This is a genomic window from Alkalihalobacillus bogoriensis ATCC BAA-922 (assembly GCF_000621445.1).
GTDB lineage: Bacteria > Bacillota > Bacilli > Bacillales > Bacillaceae_F > Bacillus_AO > Bacillus_AO bogoriense.
Window position 1 is genome coordinate 100,117 of sequence record NZ_KK211278.1, and the last position, 19,861, is coordinate 119,977.

Annotated in this window: 18 protein-coding genes, 5 tRNA genes and 1 other RNA gene; 18 read left to right on the forward strand and 6 right to left on the reverse strand. The window is 37.7% G+C overall.

All coding sequences use genetic code 11. The features are described 5' to 3' along the window. Nucleotides 1–241: 241 nt before the first annotated feature. Nucleotides 242–817, reverse strand: coding sequence for a nucleotidase (locus tag T323_RS0118930; protein WP_026674693.1), 576 nt, complete (start codon nt 815–817; stop codon nt 242–244). A 129-nt stretch (nt 818–946) separates the two neighbouring features. Here T323_RS0118930 and T323_RS0118935 point away from each other — a divergent pair, with 129 nt between their 5' ends. Next, nucleotides 947–1,327 (forward strand): hypothetical protein, encoded by a 381-nt coding sequence (locus T323_RS0118935; protein WP_026674694.1) that lies wholly within the window; start codon nt 947–949, stop codon nt 1,325–1,327. A 200-nt stretch (nt 1,328–1,527) separates the two neighbouring features. On the opposite strand, the gene ispG is transcribed toward T323_RS0118935, so the two are convergent. After that, complete coding sequence (gene ispG / locus T323_RS0118940) at nt 1,528–2,625, reverse strand: flavodoxin-dependent (E)-4-hydroxy-3-methylbut-2-enyl-diphosphate synthase (protein ID WP_026674695.1); 1,098 nt, start codon at nt 2,623–2,625, stop codon at nt 1,528–1,530. Between the two features lie 100 nt (nt 2,626–2,725). Beyond that, entirely contained in the window at nt 2,726–3,049 is a 324-nt protein-coding gene (yqfZ, locus tag T323_RS0118945; RefSeq protein WP_026674696.1) for a protein YqfZ, read from the reverse strand. A 128-nt stretch (nt 3,050–3,177) separates the two neighbouring features. Here yqfZ and T323_RS27125 point away from each other — a divergent pair, with 128 nt between their 5' ends. The 3 genes from T323_RS27125 to T323_RS0118960 all read left to right on the forward strand — a co-directional run bounded on the left by T323_RS27125 (nt 3,178) and on the right by T323_RS0118960 (nt 6,326). Next, nucleotides 3,178–4,392, forward strand: coding sequence for an MFS transporter (locus tag T323_RS27125; RefSeq protein ID WP_051556616.1), 1,215 nt, complete (start codon nt 3,178–3,180; stop codon nt 4,390–4,392). Between the two features lie 133 nt (nt 4,393–4,525). After that, a complete protein-coding gene (locus tag T323_RS0118955) occupies nt 4,526–5,398 on the forward strand; it encodes a DUF1002 domain-containing protein (protein WP_026674697.1) in 873 nt (290 codons plus the stop codon). Between the two features lie 283 nt (nt 5,399–5,681). Continuing rightward, a complete protein-coding gene (locus T323_RS0118960; RefSeq protein ID WP_026674698.1) occupies nt 5,682–6,326 on the forward strand; it encodes an NfeD family protein in 645 nt (214 codons plus the stop codon). A 328-nt stretch (nt 6,327–6,654) separates the two neighbouring features. On the opposite strand, the gene T323_RS27130 is transcribed toward T323_RS0118960, so the two are convergent. Then, nucleotides 6,655–7,500 (reverse strand): DUF1189 domain-containing protein, encoded by an 846-nt coding sequence (locus tag T323_RS27130; protein WP_051556617.1) that lies wholly within the window; start codon nt 7,498–7,500, stop codon nt 6,655–6,657. A 426-nt stretch (nt 7,501–7,926) separates the two neighbouring features. Here T323_RS27130 and T323_RS0118975 point away from each other — a divergent pair, with 426 nt between their 5' ends. From T323_RS0118975 to T323_RS0119015, 10 genes are all read left to right on the forward strand, one after another. After that, complete coding sequence (locus tag T323_RS0118975; protein ID WP_373279353.1) at nt 7,927–9,528, forward strand: Na/Pi cotransporter family protein; 1,602 nt, start codon at nt 7,927–7,929, stop codon at nt 9,526–9,528. A 208-nt stretch (nt 9,529–9,736) separates the two neighbouring features. After that, nucleotides 9,737–9,811: transfer RNA gene (locus T323_RS0118980), tRNA-Asn, on the forward strand. Between the two features lie 3 nt (nt 9,812–9,814). Beyond that, a tRNA-Met gene (locus tag T323_RS0118985) sits at nt 9,815–9,891 on the forward strand. Nucleotides 9,892–9,917: 26 nt separating this feature from the next. Then, nucleotides 9,918–9,993: transfer RNA gene (locus tag T323_RS0118990), tRNA-His, on the forward strand. A 6-nt stretch (nt 9,994–9,999) separates the two neighbouring features. Beyond that, nucleotides 10,000–10,076: transfer RNA gene (locus tag T323_RS0118995), tRNA-Ile, on the forward strand. A 35-nt stretch (nt 10,077–10,111) separates the two neighbouring features. Then, nucleotides 10,112–10,204, forward strand: a tRNA-Ser gene (locus T323_RS0119000). A 266-nt stretch (nt 10,205–10,470) separates the two neighbouring features. Continuing rightward, nucleotides 10,471–11,079, forward strand: coding sequence for a superoxide dismutase SodA (gene sodA, locus T323_RS0119005; RefSeq protein WP_026674701.1), 609 nt, complete (start codon nt 10,471–10,473; stop codon nt 11,077–11,079). A gap of 285 nt (nt 11,080–11,364) precedes the next feature. Next, nucleotides 11,365–12,654: an MFS transporter gene (locus T323_RS0119010; RefSeq protein WP_026674702.1), complete on the forward strand. Its 1,290-nt coding sequence runs from the start codon at nt 11,365–11,367 to the stop codon at nt 12,652–12,654. An 81-nt stretch (nt 12,655–12,735) separates the two neighbouring features. Further along, nucleotides 12,736–12,914: non-coding RNA, 6S RNA (gene ssrS, locus T323_RS28525), on the forward strand. 78 nt (nt 12,915–12,992) lie between these two features. Beyond that, nucleotides 12,993–15,047: a peptidoglycan D,D-transpeptidase FtsI family protein gene (locus T323_RS0119015; protein ID WP_026674703.1), complete on the forward strand. Its 2,055-nt coding sequence runs from the start codon at nt 12,993–12,995 to the stop codon at nt 15,045–15,047. Between the two features lie 359 nt (nt 15,048–15,406). On the opposite strand, the gene T323_RS0119035 is transcribed toward T323_RS0119015, so the two are convergent. Both T323_RS0119035 and T323_RS0119040 read right to left on the reverse strand, forming a co-directional pair. Continuing rightward, on the reverse strand, nt 15,407–15,853 hold the full coding sequence (locus T323_RS0119035) for an endolytic transglycosylase MltG (RefSeq protein WP_026674704.1): 447 nt from the start codon (nt 15,851–15,853) through the stop codon (nt 15,407–15,409). A gap of 14 nt (nt 15,854–15,867) precedes the next feature. Beyond that, nucleotides 15,868–16,221, reverse strand: a complete 354-nt coding sequence (locus tag T323_RS0119040) for a hypothetical protein (RefSeq protein ID WP_051556618.1) — start codon at nt 16,219–16,221, stop codon at nt 15,868–15,870. Nucleotides 16,222–16,398: 177 nt separating this feature from the next. On the opposite strand from T323_RS0119040, the gene T323_RS0119045 reads away from it, so the two are divergent. The 4 genes from T323_RS0119045 (at nt 16,399) to T323_RS28530 (ending at nt 19,859) form a co-directional block, all read left to right on the forward strand. After that, nucleotides 16,399–16,821 carry a hypothetical protein gene (locus T323_RS0119045; protein WP_026674706.1) on the forward strand — a complete coding sequence of 141 codons (423 nt, stop codon included), beginning with the start codon at nt 16,399–16,401 and terminating at the stop codon, nt 16,819–16,821. Beyond that, a complete protein-coding gene (locus T323_RS0119050) occupies nt 16,808–19,345 on the forward strand; it encodes a 1,4-alpha-glucan branching protein domain-containing protein (RefSeq protein WP_026674707.1) in 2,538 nt (845 codons plus the stop codon). Before T323_RS0119045 ends, T323_RS0119050 begins: the two co-directional genes overlap by 14 nt. 91 nt (nt 19,346–19,436) lie before the next feature. Then, complete coding sequence (gene rpmG, locus T323_RS0119055) at nt 19,437–19,586, forward strand: 50S ribosomal protein L33 (RefSeq protein ID WP_026674708.1); 150 nt, start codon at nt 19,437–19,439, stop codon at nt 19,584–19,586. A 120-nt stretch (nt 19,587–19,706) separates the two neighbouring features. Next, nucleotides 19,707–19,859, forward strand: coding sequence for a sporulation histidine kinase inhibitor Sda (locus T323_RS28530; protein ID WP_084309331.1), 153 nt, complete (start codon nt 19,707–19,709; stop codon nt 19,857–19,859). Nucleotides 19,860–19,861 lie beyond the last annotated feature (2 nt).

Below are 19,861 nucleotides of genomic sequence, written 5' to 3' on the forward strand. Positions count from 1 at the left end.
TTTAGTAGTGTCGTAAGCGTTAAACGCTTAAACATAGCAGTATAAGAAAAACGCGGAGCGTCTTTTCTTTCAAGCGAAGTGCGGAGCCCTGCCCGCTTTTGAAAGTGAGCCCCAAGTTGCTCTTCCTAGGATGAAACGCGCAGCCTTCGCTCTTCTTGAAATAGCTTTCAAGCTTCACTGCTACACCAAAATATTTATCCTTTCTTATCTCTAAAAAAAGAACGCAAAAGAGCGTTCTTTTTTACGTTGTGGCCAGCCAATTATTGACCCACTCTGAAGCTGATTTCCAATTTGAAGCTCGAACCACATTAGTAGGAGTCGGTTTTCGGTTATAAGGGGTATCCATGAGAATAACGGGAATGTTACAAGCTTCAGCAATGTCACAGGCATTATCATGTTTATCTTCAAAAAAGATATCAATTTCATTTTGTTGAATCGCGTTGATTTTATCGTGGCTTCCAATCAACTCAATATGGTTATATGGAATGCGATGTTGGTTAAGCCAACCAGAAGTTATATCCATTAAATGCTCGCCACGTGCACTAATATAAATAAGGTCGTGATTATCTTTCCAGTGGTGAAGAGCATCTAAAAAATAATCTGCAATTTTTGCTTGTTCGTAAATGGCACCTTCATGTTGTTGGAGCCATGACCAAAATTGTTTTGAAGAAATTCCTAATAATGATGTTAAATCATAATCGGTAATATCCTCTATGGTAATATTTTTATTGAAATGTTCGTTCAAATAAGGGATAAATGTCGCAGGATCGGTGACAGTCCCGTCAATATCTAGACCGAACGTTTTCTTTTTTGTCATGTTCTTTTCCAGCTCCTTACAAGTTTGGTCTCAGTATTTCCTATACAAGTAAAGATTAACACCTATAATGAGCTGTTGTCGAGTCATACTATAAATGCTCCCCCAAAAACAGAAAGCGAGGGATCCAACTTGACACAATATGATAAAGACAGACGATCACTTGAGCTTGAAGGCGGCGAGCGAGATTATAACCGAGTTGAAAATAATGAAGAAGAAACAGCTGCTGAGATCGCGCCGTTTAATACTGTAGGCACAGCTCCATATCGAGGGGTTGATGCTGATGATGCAGTAACTGAAACAGATGATGCAGCGGCAGGTAAAGGGGTAGGAACATTTGCTGTTGTTTTGTCTATCCTTTCTTTATTTTTCTTGCCAATCATTTTAGGGGCAGCTGGGATTATTGTCGGGTTTGTATCCCGTAGAAATGGTGCTACTGCTCTTGGAAACTGGGCAATCGGTATTGGTGCAGTTTCAATTATCTTAACGGTGTTTTTCTCACCTTTCTTTTAACGAATTAACGTAAGTGTAAACGGGGAGAGCGTTCAACTGTTTGAAACTGTTGAATGTAGAGAAGCACACTCGCAAATCGCGAAGTGTGCTTCTTTTTTTGTTATATAAGAAAATAGCAGTGAAGCGAGAAAGCTTTTACTAGATGAGCGAAGGCTCCGCACTTTGCTTGAAACGAAAAACGCTCCCGCGTTTTTCTTTATTTATACTTGTTGTTCTTGTTTGGCAAAATGTTCTTCCGCAATTTTATCAATTTCTTTTTTTAATTCCTCCACCATTGTTGCTTCTGGAACTTTCCGGACGATTTCACCATGACGGAATAACAATCCTTCACCTCTAGCTCCAGCAATACCAATGTCTGCTTCGCGCGCTTCTCCAGGACCGTTAACTGCACATCCAAGAACGGCAACTTTTATTGGGGCTTTAATTTTTGAAATGTATTCTTCAATTTCATTTGCAATGCTGATTAAGTCAATTTCAATTCGACCGCATGTTGGGCATGAAATTAATGTAGCAGCATTGGCAGCTAAACCAAATGACTTTAATAACTCCCGGGCTACTTTTATTTCTTCAACAGGATCTGCACTTAACGAAATACGAACAGTATTGCCGATTCCCATGTTTAAAATTGCTCCAAGACCAGCAGCGCTTTTAATAGTCCCAGCAAATAATGTCCCTGATTCTGTAATTCCAAGATGAAGTGGGTATTGAAACGCTTTTGCTGCTTTTTCATACGCTTCGATGGCTAAATTGACATCAGAAGCTTTCATGGAAACGACAATGTCATGAAAGTCTAAATCTTCAAGAATTTTAATATGGTGAAGGGCACTTTCGACCATGCCATCTGCTGTAGGATAGCCATATTTATCTAAAATTCGTTTTTCTAAAGAGCCTGCATTCACACCAATTCGAATGGGAATACCTTTTTCTTTTGCTGCTTTAACAACAGCTTCGACTTTTTCGCGCTTTCCGATATTTCCAGGATTAATTCGGATTTTATCAGCGCCACCTTCAATGGCTTTTAATGCTAGCTTATAGTCAAAGTGAATGTCTACAACAAGTGGTATGTTAATTCGTGCTTTAATGTGAGGAATGGCTTCAGCAGCTCGCATATCAGGACATGCAACACGAACGACTTGGCAACCCGCTTCTTCTAATCGGTGAATCTCAGCAACAGTAGCTTCCACATCATGTGTTTTTGTTGTTGTCATACTTTGCACAACAACTTCATTGTTACCACCAATTGTTAAATTCCCAACTTTAACAGGTCTTGTTTTTGTACGATGCGTAATTTGGGTCATTTTAAAAATTCGCCCCTTTTAAGTTTCAAATAAAAATAATGTGGTAAACACACACCGTCTATTTTAGCAAGAGCTTGTTTTGTTTGGCAAGAACATTCTTTTATTCTTGATAAAGAGGAAACAAATATGTTTGACCAACTTGAATATCTTCAGGTTCGGTGCCACCGTTTAACTGTTTGAAATCATAAATAATTTCTTGAATAGAAGCACGAATGGGACCTTCATGTAGATGTTCCACGATTGAAAGGACAGTATAGCCACTATCTACAACAACTTCTTGTGCTGGAATTGTAACTGGGCTTTGGCTAGGATTCGTTTGTTCAGATGGTGTTGCTGAAGCTTCAGGTAATGTACCAGTCGATAAATCATAATAAGTTGCATATAAAATGAGAACAATAACAAGGGAATAAAATAATTTTTTCATCAGGCTTGTCCCTCCACATCAAAAATAAGGTTATTACTATTCACTATATGTTTGAAGGAGTGAAATTATTCCAATTTATTTGAATCGTATGAAAAAAATAGTCATAATTAAAAAAGGATGAAATAAACATGAATCAAACAAGCTCAAAAACAATCTTAGTTCCTATCTTAGGCTTGTTGCCATTAATCATGGTGTTAGGGAATTCGATGTTTATCCCCTTAATTCCAGAAGTGCAAGCAGAGTTGCAGCTTACTCCTGTGCAAGCCGGTTTAGTATTAACGGTATTTTCTATTCCTGCTGCCGTGATGATTCCATTAATCGGATTCATGTCTGACCGTTTTGGTCGTAAAAAAATGGTTCTTTCCTCATTGGTATTGATTATGGTAGGCAGTTTGTGTTCGGCAATCGCTTTGTATTTGCATGAAGCGAGCTTTTCTTTTCTTTTGTTTGGGAGACTACTACAAGGGATAGGCGCGGGTGGAACAGCGCCACTAGCTATGGCATTAGTCGGTGACTTATTTGATGGTAAGGACCGAAGTCAAGCGTTAGGAGTTCTTGAAGTGTTTAATGGAGTTGGAAAAGTCATTAGTCCGATTTTAGGAGCGGTTATTGCGGCTGTTTTCGCATGGTACGGTTCTTTTTATTTTTACTTTCTATTGGCGGCTATTGCTTTTTTGGCTCTTCTTGTTTACTTGAAATCGTCTCCATTTGAGAGCGAACAACGCTTTTCTTTAAAGAAGTACGTTTCGATGATAGGGAGCGTCTTAAAACGAGAAGGAAAGTGGATCATCCCTATTTTTTTTACAAATGGTATCGCGTTGTTTTTGTTATTTGGAATGCTTTATTTTTTGTCCTTTGAGTTAGAAGGAGTGTATGATATTGTCGGGGTGATGCGAGGTGTGTATTTGGCGATACCATTATTTGCATTAGGTATTGTTTCTTATTGGACAGGCACGTTTGTAGGTGAGAACGTTCAAAAAATGAAACAAGCATTATTTATTGGTTTTTTTCTCATTGTGATGGCCTTTGCTTGTTTAATTTATTATCATCATTTGATTGGTTTGCTCCTATTTCTTTCCTTAGCTGCAGCGGGGATGGGGTTGTTTTTACCTGCTGCAAGTACAGCAGTTACATCATCAATTGGGAAAGAGGAAAGAGGGTTTATTGTATCACTTTATAACATGGTTCGGTTTTTAGGTGTAGCATTTGGCCCGGTTATATTTAGTGTATGGATGGTCAATCTTACCCAAATGTATTACTGGTCATTTTTTCTCGCTTTCGTCTCAATATTTATATTAACAGCATTTTGGTCCTGCATTCCATTTGTAAAACAATGTGTTTGATTTGACAATTTCACATAGGGAAAATAGGTCTAAAGTCTCTGTTTATTCTTTCTGAAACATTGTTATCTATAAATTAGGACAATAAAAGTTCTTGCGTTCAAAAAAGAACTTAAACAAAAAGGGGTCGAATAGGATGAATTTGATAAAACGAAAGGTGTTACCACTTTTATTAATCTTGACATTACTTTTACCAAATCTTGCTTTAGCTGATGCGGTTGTTGGAGAAGTTGTTGTCACTTTAGGAGCAGATTTATCCGAACAACAACGTACTCAAATTTTAAATGAAATGGGTGTTTCCCAAGATATCGAAGTCATTCCTGTCACAAACGAAGAGGAGCATCAATATTTAGGGAATTATATTAGTCGTTCTGTCATTGGTAATAAAACATTCTCATCTGCTAAAATCACTATCGGTGAAGAAGGCTCTGGTCTTAATGTTGAAACGAACAACATAAATTGGGTTTCAGAAGCGATGTATGCCAATGCTTTAATTACGGCAGGGATAAAAGATGCTGATATTTATGTAACAGCGCCATTTGCAGTTTCGGGTACTGGTGCTTTAACCGGCTTAATAAAAGCATATGAAATTACAGCTGATATTGAAATTCCAGAAGAGCAAAAGCAAATAGCTAATGAAGAATTAGTCAAAACAGGTCAGCTCGCGGAAAGCATCGGAATGGAAGAAGCAACAGAATTAATGAATCGAATCAAAGAGGAAATTGCGAAGAATCCTGTTGAGTCAGAGGAAGACCTTCGTGCATTAATCCAACGAGTAGCAGCGGAATTAGGAATTACCTTAACGGATGAAGAGTTAAATGGGTTAGTTTCCTTGTTTATGCGGTTAAAAGATATGAACATCGATTGGGACCAAGTTCAAAATCAAATCGGAAAAGTTCGAGACAATCTAGGTGAATTTTTAAATAGAGAAGATACACAAGGATTTATTGCAAGTATTTTAGATGCTATTAATCGACTGATTGACCAAATTAAAGGATTCTTTAAATAGGCAACAAAAGGGATGTCACGCTAAAATGTGACATCCCTTGTTTGCCATTTTCCTATGTAACGTATTAAGATTAGATGGACATTGTTTTTGATGGTAACACTAAGAATGCATGGTCGCTTTTCGTGCTTGCGTTCTTTTTGTTGGATTTCTTTAACGGTTTATCATGTTTTTTCATTCAAATCACCTCACTACTAGTATGAACGGCAAAAAAGAATAAAATAAGTGGTAGAAAATGAAACAATGATTAGAGTGAATCGTATATATAGAAGAGGAGGTTAGAGCGATGGAAATGTTAGAAATTGCTTCGATTGGTTTTCTTGTTGTGTTTTTAGGCACATTATTTTTAATTGGTGAAATATTAGTTAAAGTTAAAGGATTGTTTGGCCTATTAGGCATTGGTATTATGACGATTTATTTTTCATATCATCTAACAGGGGAAACTGGGTTATGGGTCGTTTTGCTTTATATTCTCGGTTTATTATTGTTCATTGTCGATGGGAAAGTTGTGAACGATGGAACTATAGCATCATTAGGAGCTATTCTGATGGTACTTGGCCTAGCGATTCCAGCACCCAATGTCATTTACGGTATTTTAGCTTCGATGGGGTTTCTCGTCGGAGGGTTTAGTTCCCTTTTATTTTTAAAAGTGTTTCCAGCCCGAAATATGTGGTCAAAAATGACATTAAAAAACAAACTTTCGAGTGAAGAAGGGTATAATTCCATAAATGAAACGTATGTTCAATTGATTGGACGTAAAGGAGTAACAGTCAGTCCGTTCCGCCCTACAGGAACAGTGAAAATCGATGATGAGCTTTATAGTGCGACAAGCGGGAGTCAATGGCTATCAGAAGGTGAGGAAATTGAAGTTGTTTCAGTAGATGGTACACGGATAGTTGTGAGAAGGGTAGAGCAGGATAATAAAGAGTAGGAATGGAATAGAGAAGCCGCACAAAAAAAGAGTTGCTTTTGCGCGGCTTCAGTTTTTTTAAAAGATAAAATTTTTGGTCTAGCAGCGAAGCTTTGAAAGCTTATTCAAAATGCCATCGGACATGTATTCCTCTATTTTTGAAAAAAGTAGCGTTAGGCAAATGCTATCGGACATTGGTTCCGGTAAATTAGAAAAACGAGCCCAATTTAGCCTGTTTTTAGACATATAGCGGAACGGATGTCCGATAGCTCTCGGAACAACGTAGTTTTTTGTGAAATAGCGGAATACATGTCCGAATGTAATGTTAGAGTAAGCAAAAACCCAAAGATTACTCTTTGGTTTTTTCATCATATGCATTATGTTCCTCTTCGGAACCATCTTCAACAGGAGGCGTTGCTTGTTTGCGTTTAGGCTTTGGGACTTTTTTTACAACTAAAGTCAACATGGTTATTGCAATAAGCCAATAAAACAGGAAGGAGAATGGTACAGTGATTAGCAATTTAATATAAGAGAACAAAATCGTTGGTAATGTGACAGTATAAGCAGACATAATCCAAAGATGGCGATATTTCACATTCGCATGTAATGTTTCTTTAATAATTAAACCGATTACAGCAAGTACAGTAACGCCAATAAATTTTAATGCTGTATTGTACAAATACATAATTACGGCAATCACCGCTATAATTAAAGGCATCATCCCTCCGACACTATTAACAATGCCTTCGATATTATCTTTTGTAAAATTGCCCATCCCCATAGTAGCTAAATCGTCAAAAAAAATAGAGCTAGCTTGACCACTTTCAACCATCACTATTTCATGTTCTAAAATAGCTACAGCCGTATCATGTTGTACGACGTCATCGTAAGTAACTTCTCCAGTTGTATCAAAAATAAAAACACCTTCGTCATCCTCTTCAATAATCGGTTCGTTCATATTAGAGGATAAAACCCCATTGTTCATTTCAAAATAAGGGATATCGTACTCAAATGCCTCTTGAACGGAATTGACTGCTTGTGATAAGGTTGTCCCGAATGAAATGATAGAAGGCAATGTCGCAATGAACATTAATAAAAATACATATAATATCGTTTTCCCAATTCCTTGAAAGCGAAAGAGGGCAATATCCTTTGGTGAATGCAAACTTTTTAAAAATTGTTTAAAAATATTCATAGTGCAACTCCTTTGATAAATAATTCTTTTCTTATTGTAACGTGGACTCGCTGTAAGAACAATGAAAAATGAATCGATTTTTAGGATGAAAATAGTGTGTTTGAGGATACTAATAAAGCGAATGGATTTCACAATAGTAAATATTTACAATTTATTTACAAAGTATCGAAGTGCCAGAAAATAATATTAAGAAAATGTAAATAAATAAAATGTAGGTGCAAACAAACCCTTTAAACAGAAGGATTTTTTTATAGGTGAAAAAATAAATAAATTAACAATGTAAAAAACTTAATAAATTCTTTACAAATCATTAACGTTTACTTAATAATAAACAGGTACGATTGTAAAGGTTTGTCGAATGAACAAATAATTAGGGGAATATTTTTGAAGGGATGAGAATAATTGGATTTACAGACGTTGTTGTTTATGTTCTTCGGAGGGCTTGGTATTTTTCTATTTGGAATTAAGTACATGGGGGATGGCCTTCAAAATGTCGCAGGAGACCGATTACGAGAAGTGTTAGACCGGTTTACCTCGAATCCAGTGATGGGGGTTATTGCTGGACTAGTTGTAACAATTTTACTACAAACAAGTACAGGAACAACAGTGTTAACAGTAGGACTCGTAAATGCGGGTTTTATGACGCTAAAGCAGGCGATTGGTGTTATTATGGGGGCGAATATCGGGACAACCGTTACTGCTTTTATAATCGGGATTAAAATTTCGCAATATGCCTTACCAATCATTGCAGCAGGTGCTGTTCTGCTATTCTTTTTTAAAAATAAAAAAATCAATTACTATGGTCAAGTAGTGTTTGGTTTTGGTGCGCTTTTTTATGGTCTCGAGACGATGGGGACAGGGTTAAAACCTTTACGTGAAGTGCAAGCATTTGCAGACTTAACGGTTTCGATGAGTGACAATCCATTATTAGGGGTATTAATTGGGACTTTATTTACTGTGTTAGTTCAAAGTTCTTCTGCTGCTATTGGGATGTTGCAAACGTTATTTGCACAAGGGGCCATGTCCCTCGATGCTGCATTGCCGGTATTATTTGGGGATAATATTGGAACAACCATTACTGCTGTTTTAGCATCCATAGGAGCTTCGATTGCGGCGAGAAGAGCGGCGTTAACACATGTAATATTTAATGTCATTGGGACGGCTTTAATTTTAATCATTATTCGACCATTTACTGTCTTTATCGCTCATATTCAAGAAACACTTGGCTTAAATCCTGAAATGACAATTGCGTTTGCTCATGGGATTTTTAATGTTTCTAACACATTAATTCAATTGCCATTCGTTGCTGTTCTTGCTCTTATTGTGACGAAGTTAATTCCTGGTGAAGAGTATGAGATTGAATATAAAGCAAAGCACCTAGATGAGCGCTTTATTCGTAGCTCTCCAGCTATTGCGATTGGACAAGCTCGAGAAGAAGTACTACGTATGGGCGAATTTGCTGAAAAAGGGTTAACAGAAGCAAAGCAATATTTAATAACTGGTCAAAAGCGTCATTCTGAAATGACTGTTCAGTTTGAGGATGCGATAAATAATTTAGATCGAAAAATTACCGATTATTTAATAAAGGTTTCTGCTGGATCATTATCTGAACAAGATTCTAAGCTTCATTCGATGTTAATGGATACTGTTCGAGATATTGAACGTATTGGTGACCATATGGAAAATATCGTCGAATTAAAAGATTACCAGCTCGCAAATAAAGTTCCGATGTCAGAAAGTGCATTAGAGGATTTACATGAAATGTTCGATTTAACAATCGAAACAGTAGGCAAAGCGATTTCCTGTTTAGGGAATGGCGATCGTGATATCGCCCTATCTGTTGTGGACAAAGAAGATTTAATTGATAAGATGGAACGAAAGCTTCGTAAAAAGCATATTCTTCGTGTAAATGAAGGGAAATGTACTGGAGCTGCTGGTATTGTTTTTGTTGATATCGTTAGTAATTTAGAGCGTATTGGCGACCATGCGGTTAATATCGCAGAAGCTGTCATTGGAGAAGAAAACTAATAATATAAATGTAAGTCTGTGCCTGTTCACAAGTCGGATGGACAGGCACAGGGTTTTCTTAGAAAAATGTAAAAATGGTTTGCATAATGTAAATCAGTATGTTATAGTAATTCTTGTGCTTATTTTTGAAATCTCACAAAAAAAATAAAAAAGTTATTGACTATTCATATTGTCTGATGTAAAATAATCTTTGTCCTTTATGAAACATTCCACAGTAGCTCAGTGGTAGAGCTATCGGCTGTTAACCGATCGGTCGTAGGTTCGAGTCCTACCTGTGGAGCCATTTGGCGGTGTAGCTCAGCTGGCTAGAGCGTACGGTTCATACCCGTGAGGTCGGGGGTTCGATCCCCTCCGCCGCTACCAATAATTGAATAGATGGTTTTAATATGGCGGTTGTGGCGAAGTGGTTAACGCACCGGATTGTGGCTCCGGCATTCGTGGGTTCGATTCCCATCAATCGCCCCATATATTGGACCCTTAGCTCAGTTGGTCAGAGCGGTCGGCTCATAACCGATTGGTCGTAGGTTCGAGTCCTACAGGGTCCACCATTATAACGAGGGACAAGCCCTCAAACGATAAATGCGGAGGAATACCCAAGTCCGGCTGAAGGGATCGGTCTTGAAAACCGACAGGCGGGTTAAACCGCGCGGGGGTTCGAATCCCTCTTCCTCCGCCATACATAAGAATCAACTCTCTGTGATGCTTTCATCATAGGGAGTTTTTTTACGATAGAGTGATTATAAAAAACTCAATAGGGTATTGTATAAGAAGTCGGAAACAAGAAAACAATTGAATGGCATATTCATTGAAAGTTTCAATTGTTTCTGATAATCTAATACTTGAGCGACTTAGTAAACATTTTTGTTGCTTATATTTATTTACTATTTTTGAGGAAATTTCCTCGAAATTAAAATTGAAAAGAAACAAGGAGGAGTTTTAATCATGGCTTATGAATTACCAGCATTACCTTATGCAGCAAACGCTTTAGAACCACACATTGATGAAGACACAATGAATATTCATCACGGGAAACACCACAACACGTACATTCAAAAATTAAATGCAGCACTAGAGGGACATGATGAGCTTGCGAGCAAATCTGTTGAAGATTTAATCAAAAACTTAGATGCAGTTCCTGAAAACATCCGTACGGCTGTTCGTAATAATGGTGGTGGACATGCTAACCATACATTGTTCTGGACACTTCTTAGCCCGAATGGTGGCGGCGAGCCAACAGGTGAGCTTGCTGAAGCAATCAACAAAACATTTGGTAGCTTAGAAAGCTTCAAAGAGCAATTTGCGAATGCAGGTGCTAATCGCTTTGGTTCTGGTTGGGCTTGGTTAGTTGTAAACAATGGTGAACTAGAAGTAACAAGTACACCAAACCAAGACTCTCCAGTAATGGAAGGAAAAACACCAATTCTAGGATTGGATGTTTGGGAGCATGCTTATTACTTAAAGTATCAAAACCGTCGTCCTGATTACATTTCGGCATTCTGGAATGTTGTAAACTGGGATGAAGTTGCAAAGCTATATAGCGCTGCAAAATAACATAACCTTAAGCCTTATGACTATCTGTAGTCATAAGGCTTTTTTTCTTAAAGCTTTGAAAGCTATTTCAAGAAGAGCGAAGGCTCCGCACCTGCGCGTTTCACCCCAAGAAGAGCACTTGGGGCTCACTGTCAAAAGCGGGCAGGGCTCCGCACTTCGCTTGAAAGAAAAGACGCTCCGCGTTTTTCTTATTTATTTTGATTTCTTTCTTTCGATTGTCGGTTTGTTCTGCATAAAGGAGCCTCTGTAGAGCAAACTACAATTATGTAAGGTGGTGAGTCGTCAATGAAAGCGATACTGAAAAAGATGATTGGGGAAGTTGAGGTTAATCGCGATTTAACATTGCTACTTGTCATTGGGGGAATGTATTCGTTAAGTATTGCATTGTCCAATACGTTTGTAAATGTGTACTTATGGAAGCAGTCTGGGGAATTCATGGATATCGCGCTTTACAATTTAGCTTCCGTATTTATGCAACCTATCGCGTTTATCGTTGCGGGGTTATGGGCGAAAAAGATCGACCGAGTAATTGTATTGCGGTTAGGTGTAAGCTTCCTTTCCGTATTCTTTTTTACTGTGCTTTTTTTAGGCGGTAATGCAAATGAGTATCTTTTATTATTAGGAGCCTTACTAGGAATTGGTTTTGGCTTTTATTGGCTCGCTTTTAATGTACTCACCTTTGAGATTACTGAACCGGAAACACGTGTTTTTTTTAACGGCTTTTTAGGTTTAGTCACTTCACTTGCTGGGATGATCGGACCAATTTTTGCAGGGGTATTAATTACGAGAATGGAGAAATTTACTGGGTATACGTATATTTTTGCCATCTCTTTGATTTTATTTATCGCTGCAGTCATTACAAGCTTTTTTTTGGAAAGACGTTCAGCAAGAGGTTCATTTCACTTTTTGAAAATTTTAAAAGAACGGAAAAACAACAAAAACTGGAAACATGTGCTACATGCTCATTTTTTCCAAGGGTTGCGTGAAGGTACGTTTGTCTTTGTTATTTCAGTTTGGGTATATATAACGACACAAAGTGAACTGGCATTAGGAACGTATGGCTTAGTCGCGTCTGCCGTTTCCTTTGTTAGTTATTATGTTGCTACTCGAGTCATAAAAGAACAATTTAGGAAAAAATCAATTTTGCTAGGTGGGATTATTCTCTACCTCGCCATTTTCCTTATCATTTTTGATTTAACATTTACGAAACTCATCATATATGCCGTTGTCATTTCCATTGCATATCCAACCTTACTTGTTCCGTATGTCTCATTAACATATGATGTGATCGGAAAAGGATGGAAAGCAGCTGAGATGAGAGTCGAGTATATTGTCGTGCGTGAACTTTTCCTTAATGGAGGTAGAATTGTATCGATTCTTGCCTTTTTAGCTACCATTACTTTGTTTAATGAAGAACAAGGTATTCCAGGTCTACTGCTTGTGATTGGAGCTGGTCATTTGATTCTATACTTCTTTATTCGACATGTCCACCTTCCTGTGAATGAAGGAGGAAAAAGTTACGCGTTTTCTAGGCAAGATAAAGGTGAGGGAGATAGTGGTGGAACGACGGTTTAATTTGTGTGAGAATATGGAAATGCTCTTACCGTCTTTAAATGGGAGAGGAGTTATGGTATACTAACAACAATCATATAAACAAGAAGCCTGCCGTGTTTGTTAGCTTCTCTTTGTTTCGAACCGTGAATAAGAAACGGGAGCTCCACATTAACCGGTTGACAACAAGCCTCTCGTTGTGGAAGTTGGAGATTGGTTTGCGAGCACCCACCTGCGAGAGTAGGTTCTTGAAACATCGAGGCAACGGCATTCGCGGGTTTCCGTTTTAGACACCAACAACGCTGTTAGGTGTCTATTGTCATGTCTTATAATGAATAAACAGATAAAGAAGGGAAGAAACGATGGGGAATAATAAAAAGAAGAAACGTAATCATGTACCTGCACGCCTTAATTTCCTTTTTTTAGTTGTATTTCTTTTGTTTTCTGCACTTATATTACGATTAGGTGTTGTCCAAATTGTACAAGGGGAAGAATACGTAAAAGAGCTAGAACGCACGACAAATGTTACAGCTAGAATCGATGCACCACGAGGATTAATGTATGATCGCTTTGGTAATATTGTCGTTGATAATGAATTAGAATTATCGATTACGTACACGCCACAAAAAAAGACGACACATGCGGAAAAATTAGAAGTCGCACAAAAATTAGAAAAGTTAATCGAAGTGGATGAGGAAATGATTGATAATATTATTCCACGCGACAGAATCGATTATTGGATTATTACTCGTCCGGATGAAGCGAAAGAAAAGCTTACAGATGAAGAACGTCGAAAGATAAATGACCCGACAGAAGAGTACAGATTAACGGTTGAGAGAATTACGGATGAAGATTTAAGTGAAATTACAAAGCAAGAAGAGCGGGTGCTCGCAATTAAACGCGAAATGGATCGTGGCTATGCATTAGCACCACAACGAATTAAGCAAGGGATTACAGAAGAAGAAGCTCATATTGTGGGAGAGCACTTGTTTGAGCTTCCAGGTGTCGATATTTTACGAGATTCTACGAGAACGTATGTATATGACGATACATTCCGAAGTTTTTTTGGACGGACAGGTTCAATCCCACGCGAAAAGCTAGATTATTATTTATCAAGAGGATATGAACGGTCTGACCAAGTCGGTACGAGTTTTCTTGAGCTCCAATATGAAGAAGCGCTCCGTGGTCAAAAAGCATTAGTTGAAAGTGTGACAAGTCGAGGGGCCGTTGTTGGTGAACGAGAACAACTAGGTCAACGTGGGAACGACTTAGTGTTAACTGTTGATATGGAGCTTCAACAAATTGTAGAAGGTATTGTAAAAAAAGAAGTTGAAACAGGCGCAGCCTCATTTATCGATGAAAAAGCAGCCTATATCGTAATGATGAATCCGAAAACAGGTGAAATTTTAGCGATGAACGGCTATGAAGATGACACAGGTGCTTTAAATAAAGCGTATGCGATGGGGTCATCGATAAAAGGTGCTACAATGTTAATGGGGTTTCATGAAGGCTCCGTTCATCCTAATAAATACATTTATGACCGTCCAATTCAGATCGGAGGACAAACAAAAAAGTCAATTTCCAATCTAGGTAGTATTAATGACCTTCAAGCGTTAGAAAAATCCTCGAACGTTTATATGTTTTTTATTGCTATGGAAATGGCTGGCTTTCGGTATGGAACGAATTGTTGCTGGAATGATATTCCTGGTACTTATGATAAAATGCGATATTATTATAGTCAGTTTGGATTAGGGTCTGAAACAGCGATTGATTTGCCATCAGTTTCTACTGGTTTAAGTGGTGGTATTGGTCAAGGGGGGAACTTGCTTGACTTTTCGATTGGCCAGTTTGACACGTATACAACATTACAGCTAGCTCAATATATTTCAACAATTGCTAATGACGGATATCGAATGCAACCACATCTCGTTAAAGAAATTCGGCAGCCGAGTCCCATAAAAGATGAATTAGGACCGGTTGTGTATCAAAATGACCCAAAAATATTAAACCGAATTGATATGAGTGATGCCCATATTAAAAGGGTACAAGACGGATTAAAGCGTGTAGTAAACCCAAATCTATCTGGAACATGGAGAAATGCTGGTTTCTCTTATGATGTTGCAGCGAAAACAGGAACAGCCGAAGTTCGTGTCGCGGTTACAAGAAGTGACGGTACTCGTTACTTAGTTGATGGAACAAACCAAACATTAGTTGCATATGCACCGTTTGATGATCCTGAAATCGCGGTTGCAGTCGTTGTCCCACATGTTCGTGGGAAAAATCCACATCCATTTTCACGAAATATTTTAAAGCAATCCATGGATGCTTATTTTGAACTAAAAGATAATCGAAATGGTCCTCTTTCAAATGGAGAAGAGCGCCCTGTTCAAAATGATGAAGAGGAAGAAAACAATTAAATATTGGAAAAAGAGGAGAACCATTCTACTTTGAATGGTCCTCCTTTTTTATTTTATTTATGGGCACAGCAGATGAAGGACAAAACTAGTGAGAAACAGAGGAGAAGTGTCCTTCATAAAGGGAATGAAGGACAAAACTAGTGAGAAACAGAGGAGAAGTGTCCTTCATAAAGGGAATGAAGGACAAAACTAGTGAGAAACAGAGGAGAAGTGTCCTTCATAAAGGAGATGAAGGACAAAACTGATGAAAGAAAGAGGAAAAGTGTCCTTCATAAAGGGAATGAAGGACAAAACTGATGAAAGAAAGAAGAAAAGTGTCCTTCATCAACATAATGAAGGACACTAGCTAAAGTTCGTATTTACGTAATGATTTCAATAATCTCTTCAAAGCTCATTTCATTGTGTAACAAATATTCTCCGCGTCTAATTTGTGAAGAGGCATTTTGTTCTTCAACAAAAGTAATAAACTCATGATGATCAGAAATAATTTCAGCTTCTTCTAGAGCGAGTGCGACATCTGTACTGCTCATGCCTTGCTCAATCGTTACAGTCGCTTCAATTCTTTCAACCTCTTCTTCAGTAGCCGTTTTTTCAAGCAATGAGTTATATTGTTGTTCCTCTAATATAATAAAACCTTGTTCTTCTAGGATAGCCATCATTTCTTCACTTGAAAGCTGAATTTCAGGCATCGTTTCTTCTTTCTTATCAGTTTCCGCTTGTGTTGTTTGAAAAAAATACATATATCCTAACACGCTCGTTGCAATAAATAGTCCGGTTGCAAGACCACGTAATCCTTTTTTGGACATGATATCCCCTCATTTCATTCTTTTCGAAGGTAGTTCGCTAATAGGCTTTGTACTTCAGTTTCTGTTAAACCAGTTAGTTGAGAAATTCGTTCAATCGAATAGCCATTTTCATAGTGCTGGGCAACTTCGTTCATTAAACTTCCAGTTGTTTGTTTTTGTTGTTGGGCGTAATAAGGTTCACTGTTAGAAGATAATAACTCTTCTTCTACAATTTTTATTTTCTTTTTAAGCTGATAAATTTCTTGCATGAGCGTAATTGAAAAGTTTTCTATTTGATTTTCTAAATCTTTTGTTCGGTCTTTTTGAACAAAAGAAAGAATAAATAATAGTATCGACAGTATAAACAAGATGATGATGACAAGTTCCAAGATAAAGGCCCCTTTCCCGTTGAATAAAAAAATTCTAGATTGTCCATTTCCTATTATACACGTCGAGTAAGGAAAAGAGAATGGAAAGAACTAGGTCAAAGATTTGTCAAAAGTTCTTGTCCCTTCTTTATAGAGCAAGTAAGATAAAGAAAATAAACAAGCTAAAGGATGTCCTATATGTTCAAATGGCCTGAAATCAATCGTTGCCTTACCGTCCTCATACAAAATCCAAATACGCTTTATGTCGCTTGGGACAAGCTGTTGCCCAAACAACGGTTTGCTGAACTTGTATTGCATATGAATTGGGATGATTTAGACAAAATAATACGCGTATTAAGTATAAAGAACGAAGTCATTTTTGAACAATCTGTGACACAATCAAAATCGCTTTTCTTATTTTGTTCAGAAATGGAACAAATTGAGGAAGTTCAATTCGGTGTGAAAAGCAAAAGCGGGGGCTTTTTATTGCTAGAAAAAGTAACACTATCACATCAAGGACCGAAAGATAGCAACAAACAGGTGAAAATGAAAAAAAGATGGCAAGAAGGATTTTCAGGTTATTCAATTTCAGAGGGGAGAAAAAACATTGGCGACGCATAGTATTTTTTTATTACATGCCCATCTTCCTGATTATCGAACGAGCAATAATTTACGACTAGAAGAACGAGCGTTATTTCAAGCGATTTTCGAATCATATCTTCCGCTTTTAGAAACATTGTCAAATAGGAAAAGTGAAGCTGTAGTAACGATGTCGTTTTCTCCAACATTATTACAAATGCTCACTGATGATGAAGTGTTATTACGGTTTGAAACTTATACTGAACAAACGCTCGCACTCCTCCGTATTGAAAAGCAAACCGTACCCTCAGAAGTTGAGAGAGAGATTGTATGCATGTATGAAAAAAGATATGAAAAGCTGTTTCAGTCGTTTTATCAAATGAACAAAAACATTGTGTTCACTTTTCGTAAGTTAGTTGAAGAAGGGATAGTCGAAGCAATAACGACAGCTGCCACACATCCGTTTTTGCCTTATATTCAAACAAGGAAAGGAAAACAAGAACAAATCCGTTATGGACTCGACATTTTTATTGAACATTTTGGTTTTCAGCCTAAAGGGTTCTGGCTACCGGAATGTGGCTATAGTGCAGAAGTAGGAGATGTGTTAGTTCAAGAAGGACTTGAATACACCTTTTTATCTGATGCAACCATTTGCGAGCCTAGTCAAACTGAGCAAGGGCTTGTTTTGCTTCCTATAAATCGAATCCTTGCAGAAAGAGTCTGGTCAAGTACAACGGGGTATCCTGCACATCCTTTGTACCGCGAATATTATTGGGATATTTCTTTTAAACGTGATTGGAACCAACTTTCTCCTTATGTAAATACACCCGTTCCTGTCGATACAGGATTAAAGTACTGGAAAGTAACAGGGCATGAGGAGAAAGATTGGTATAACAGAGAAGAGGCGATACATCAGGCAAAAATCGATAGTACACATTTCACACAGAAATTACTTGAACTTGACAAAGAACTTGCCGTACTCGCATTTGATGCCGAGCTCTTTGGCCATTGGTGGTATGAAGGACCAGATTGGCTAGCTCATGTCATATCAGAACAAAAATCGATACCATTTGTCTCACCACAAAAATGGATTTCGATGCAGTCGAAACCATTACCACTGAAAACACCTCAGCTTTTATCTTCTTGGGGGCGGGGAGGGTATGGGGAAGTTTGGTTAAATGAAAGAAATGCTTCGTTTTATAAAATATTTCATGAGATGGAAGATATATTATTTTCAAGACTTCAACCAGAAGGGTTTGTTTATGAACAAATGAAAAATGAATGGCGATTAGCGATAAGCTCAGATTGGCTATTCATGATTGACGCCAACCGAAATGCGAACTATGGGTATAAACGAATTCAAGAGCATATCGAGTGTTTCTTTCGGCTTTATAAGCAACAACAAAAGACTAAGAATAAACAAGAGGCGACAGGTGACCGAAAAGTTTTGCTTCTTTTATCGTTTGAATACCCACCAACTATATTTGGTGGGTTAGGAATTCATGTACACCATCTAGCTGAAACAATAGCGAAACGTGGAGAAAGGGTCCATGTCGTCACGTATAACGACAAAGAAAAGATCGTTGTTGAAAAAAGAAACGGGGTTATCATTCATCGCATTCCCGCTTCTGTTTCAGAAGATTTCTATCTCTCCATTGCTGACTGGAACCGAGAAATTATTGACTATGTTCTATCCTTATCGAATCGAGTTTCATTTTCTATTATTCATGCTCATGATTGGTTAGTGGCCTCATCCGCTTTAGTACTAAAAGAATCTTTACATTGTCCGCTATTAGCGACAATTCATGCGACAGAAGCAGGAAGAAATCAAGGAATTAAAACTTCATTACAGCAAGCGATTCATCATCTAGAACGGAAATTCGTTCAGCAAGCCAATCATATTATTGTTTGTAGTCAGTTTATGAAAACTGAAATCCATACATCATTTAAAACGTCACTCGAGAAAATTTCCATTATACCGAATGGAGTGATTCTAAAAGAAAAACATAAAGTTAACGTAGAGGATGGACAGACAGTGATCGCGATAGGTAGGTTTGTCTATGAGAAAGGTTTTACTGTTTTCATTGATGCGGCAAAACATGTTCTTCTGAAATATCCAAAAACTAGATTTATTCTAGCGGGACAAGGAGAAATGAAACAAGACTATGTGAAGCAAATACAGCAAGTAAACATAGCAGAATCCTTTCACATAAAAGGGTTTCTTCAAGAAAATGAGAAATGGGATCTATATCATGAAGCGTCTGTCGTTTGTATCCCAAGTGTTTATGAGCCTTTTGGGATTGTGGCACTTGAGGCGATGGCTTGTGGGAAACCGATTGTGGCATCAAATACAGGTGGGCTAAAAGAAGTGGTTGTCCATAATCAAACAGGAATTATCGTGCCACCATGTGACAGCGAGCGATTAGCAGAAGGAATCATAGAATTGTTATCAAAGCCAAATCGGGCAGAACAACTAGGAGAAAGAGGGCGACAAGAAGTACAACAGTATTGTTGGTCGGAAGTGACCGCACAAACAACGAATGTATATCGGCAACTCCTTTCTTAATAAGTAGATAGAAATTCTACTTGCTCAATCGACAATCTTTTGCTATTATTGAAAAGTATGAGTGAAAATAGAACGTTTGGAGGGATAACACATGCGCGTAAATGTAACATTAGCTTGCACTGAAACGGGTGATCGTAACTACATCACTACTAAAAATAAACGTAATAATCCTGAGCGTATTGAGCTAAAAAAATACAGCCCAAGACTTAAAAAGCACACTTTGCACCGTGAAACAAAATAAAGAATAAAAAAACCGCACCGACTCAAAGGTTGCGGTTTTTTTATTCGTTGATGTTTAAAGTTTCTTCTCAAGAGGTATAGGAGAGTAAAGCATGTCCATACTTTGTAGGAGGGATTTTACATGTTTGTATACACGACTTCTTCAAATAGTTTACGTCACTTAAGCGAGGAAAATTTATATAAGGCATATGAAACCGCTATTCAATTAAAACTCGAGCCCGAATTTATATATTTGTTGAAAACAGAAATCAAACGAAGAAGCCGGATTGCGTAATA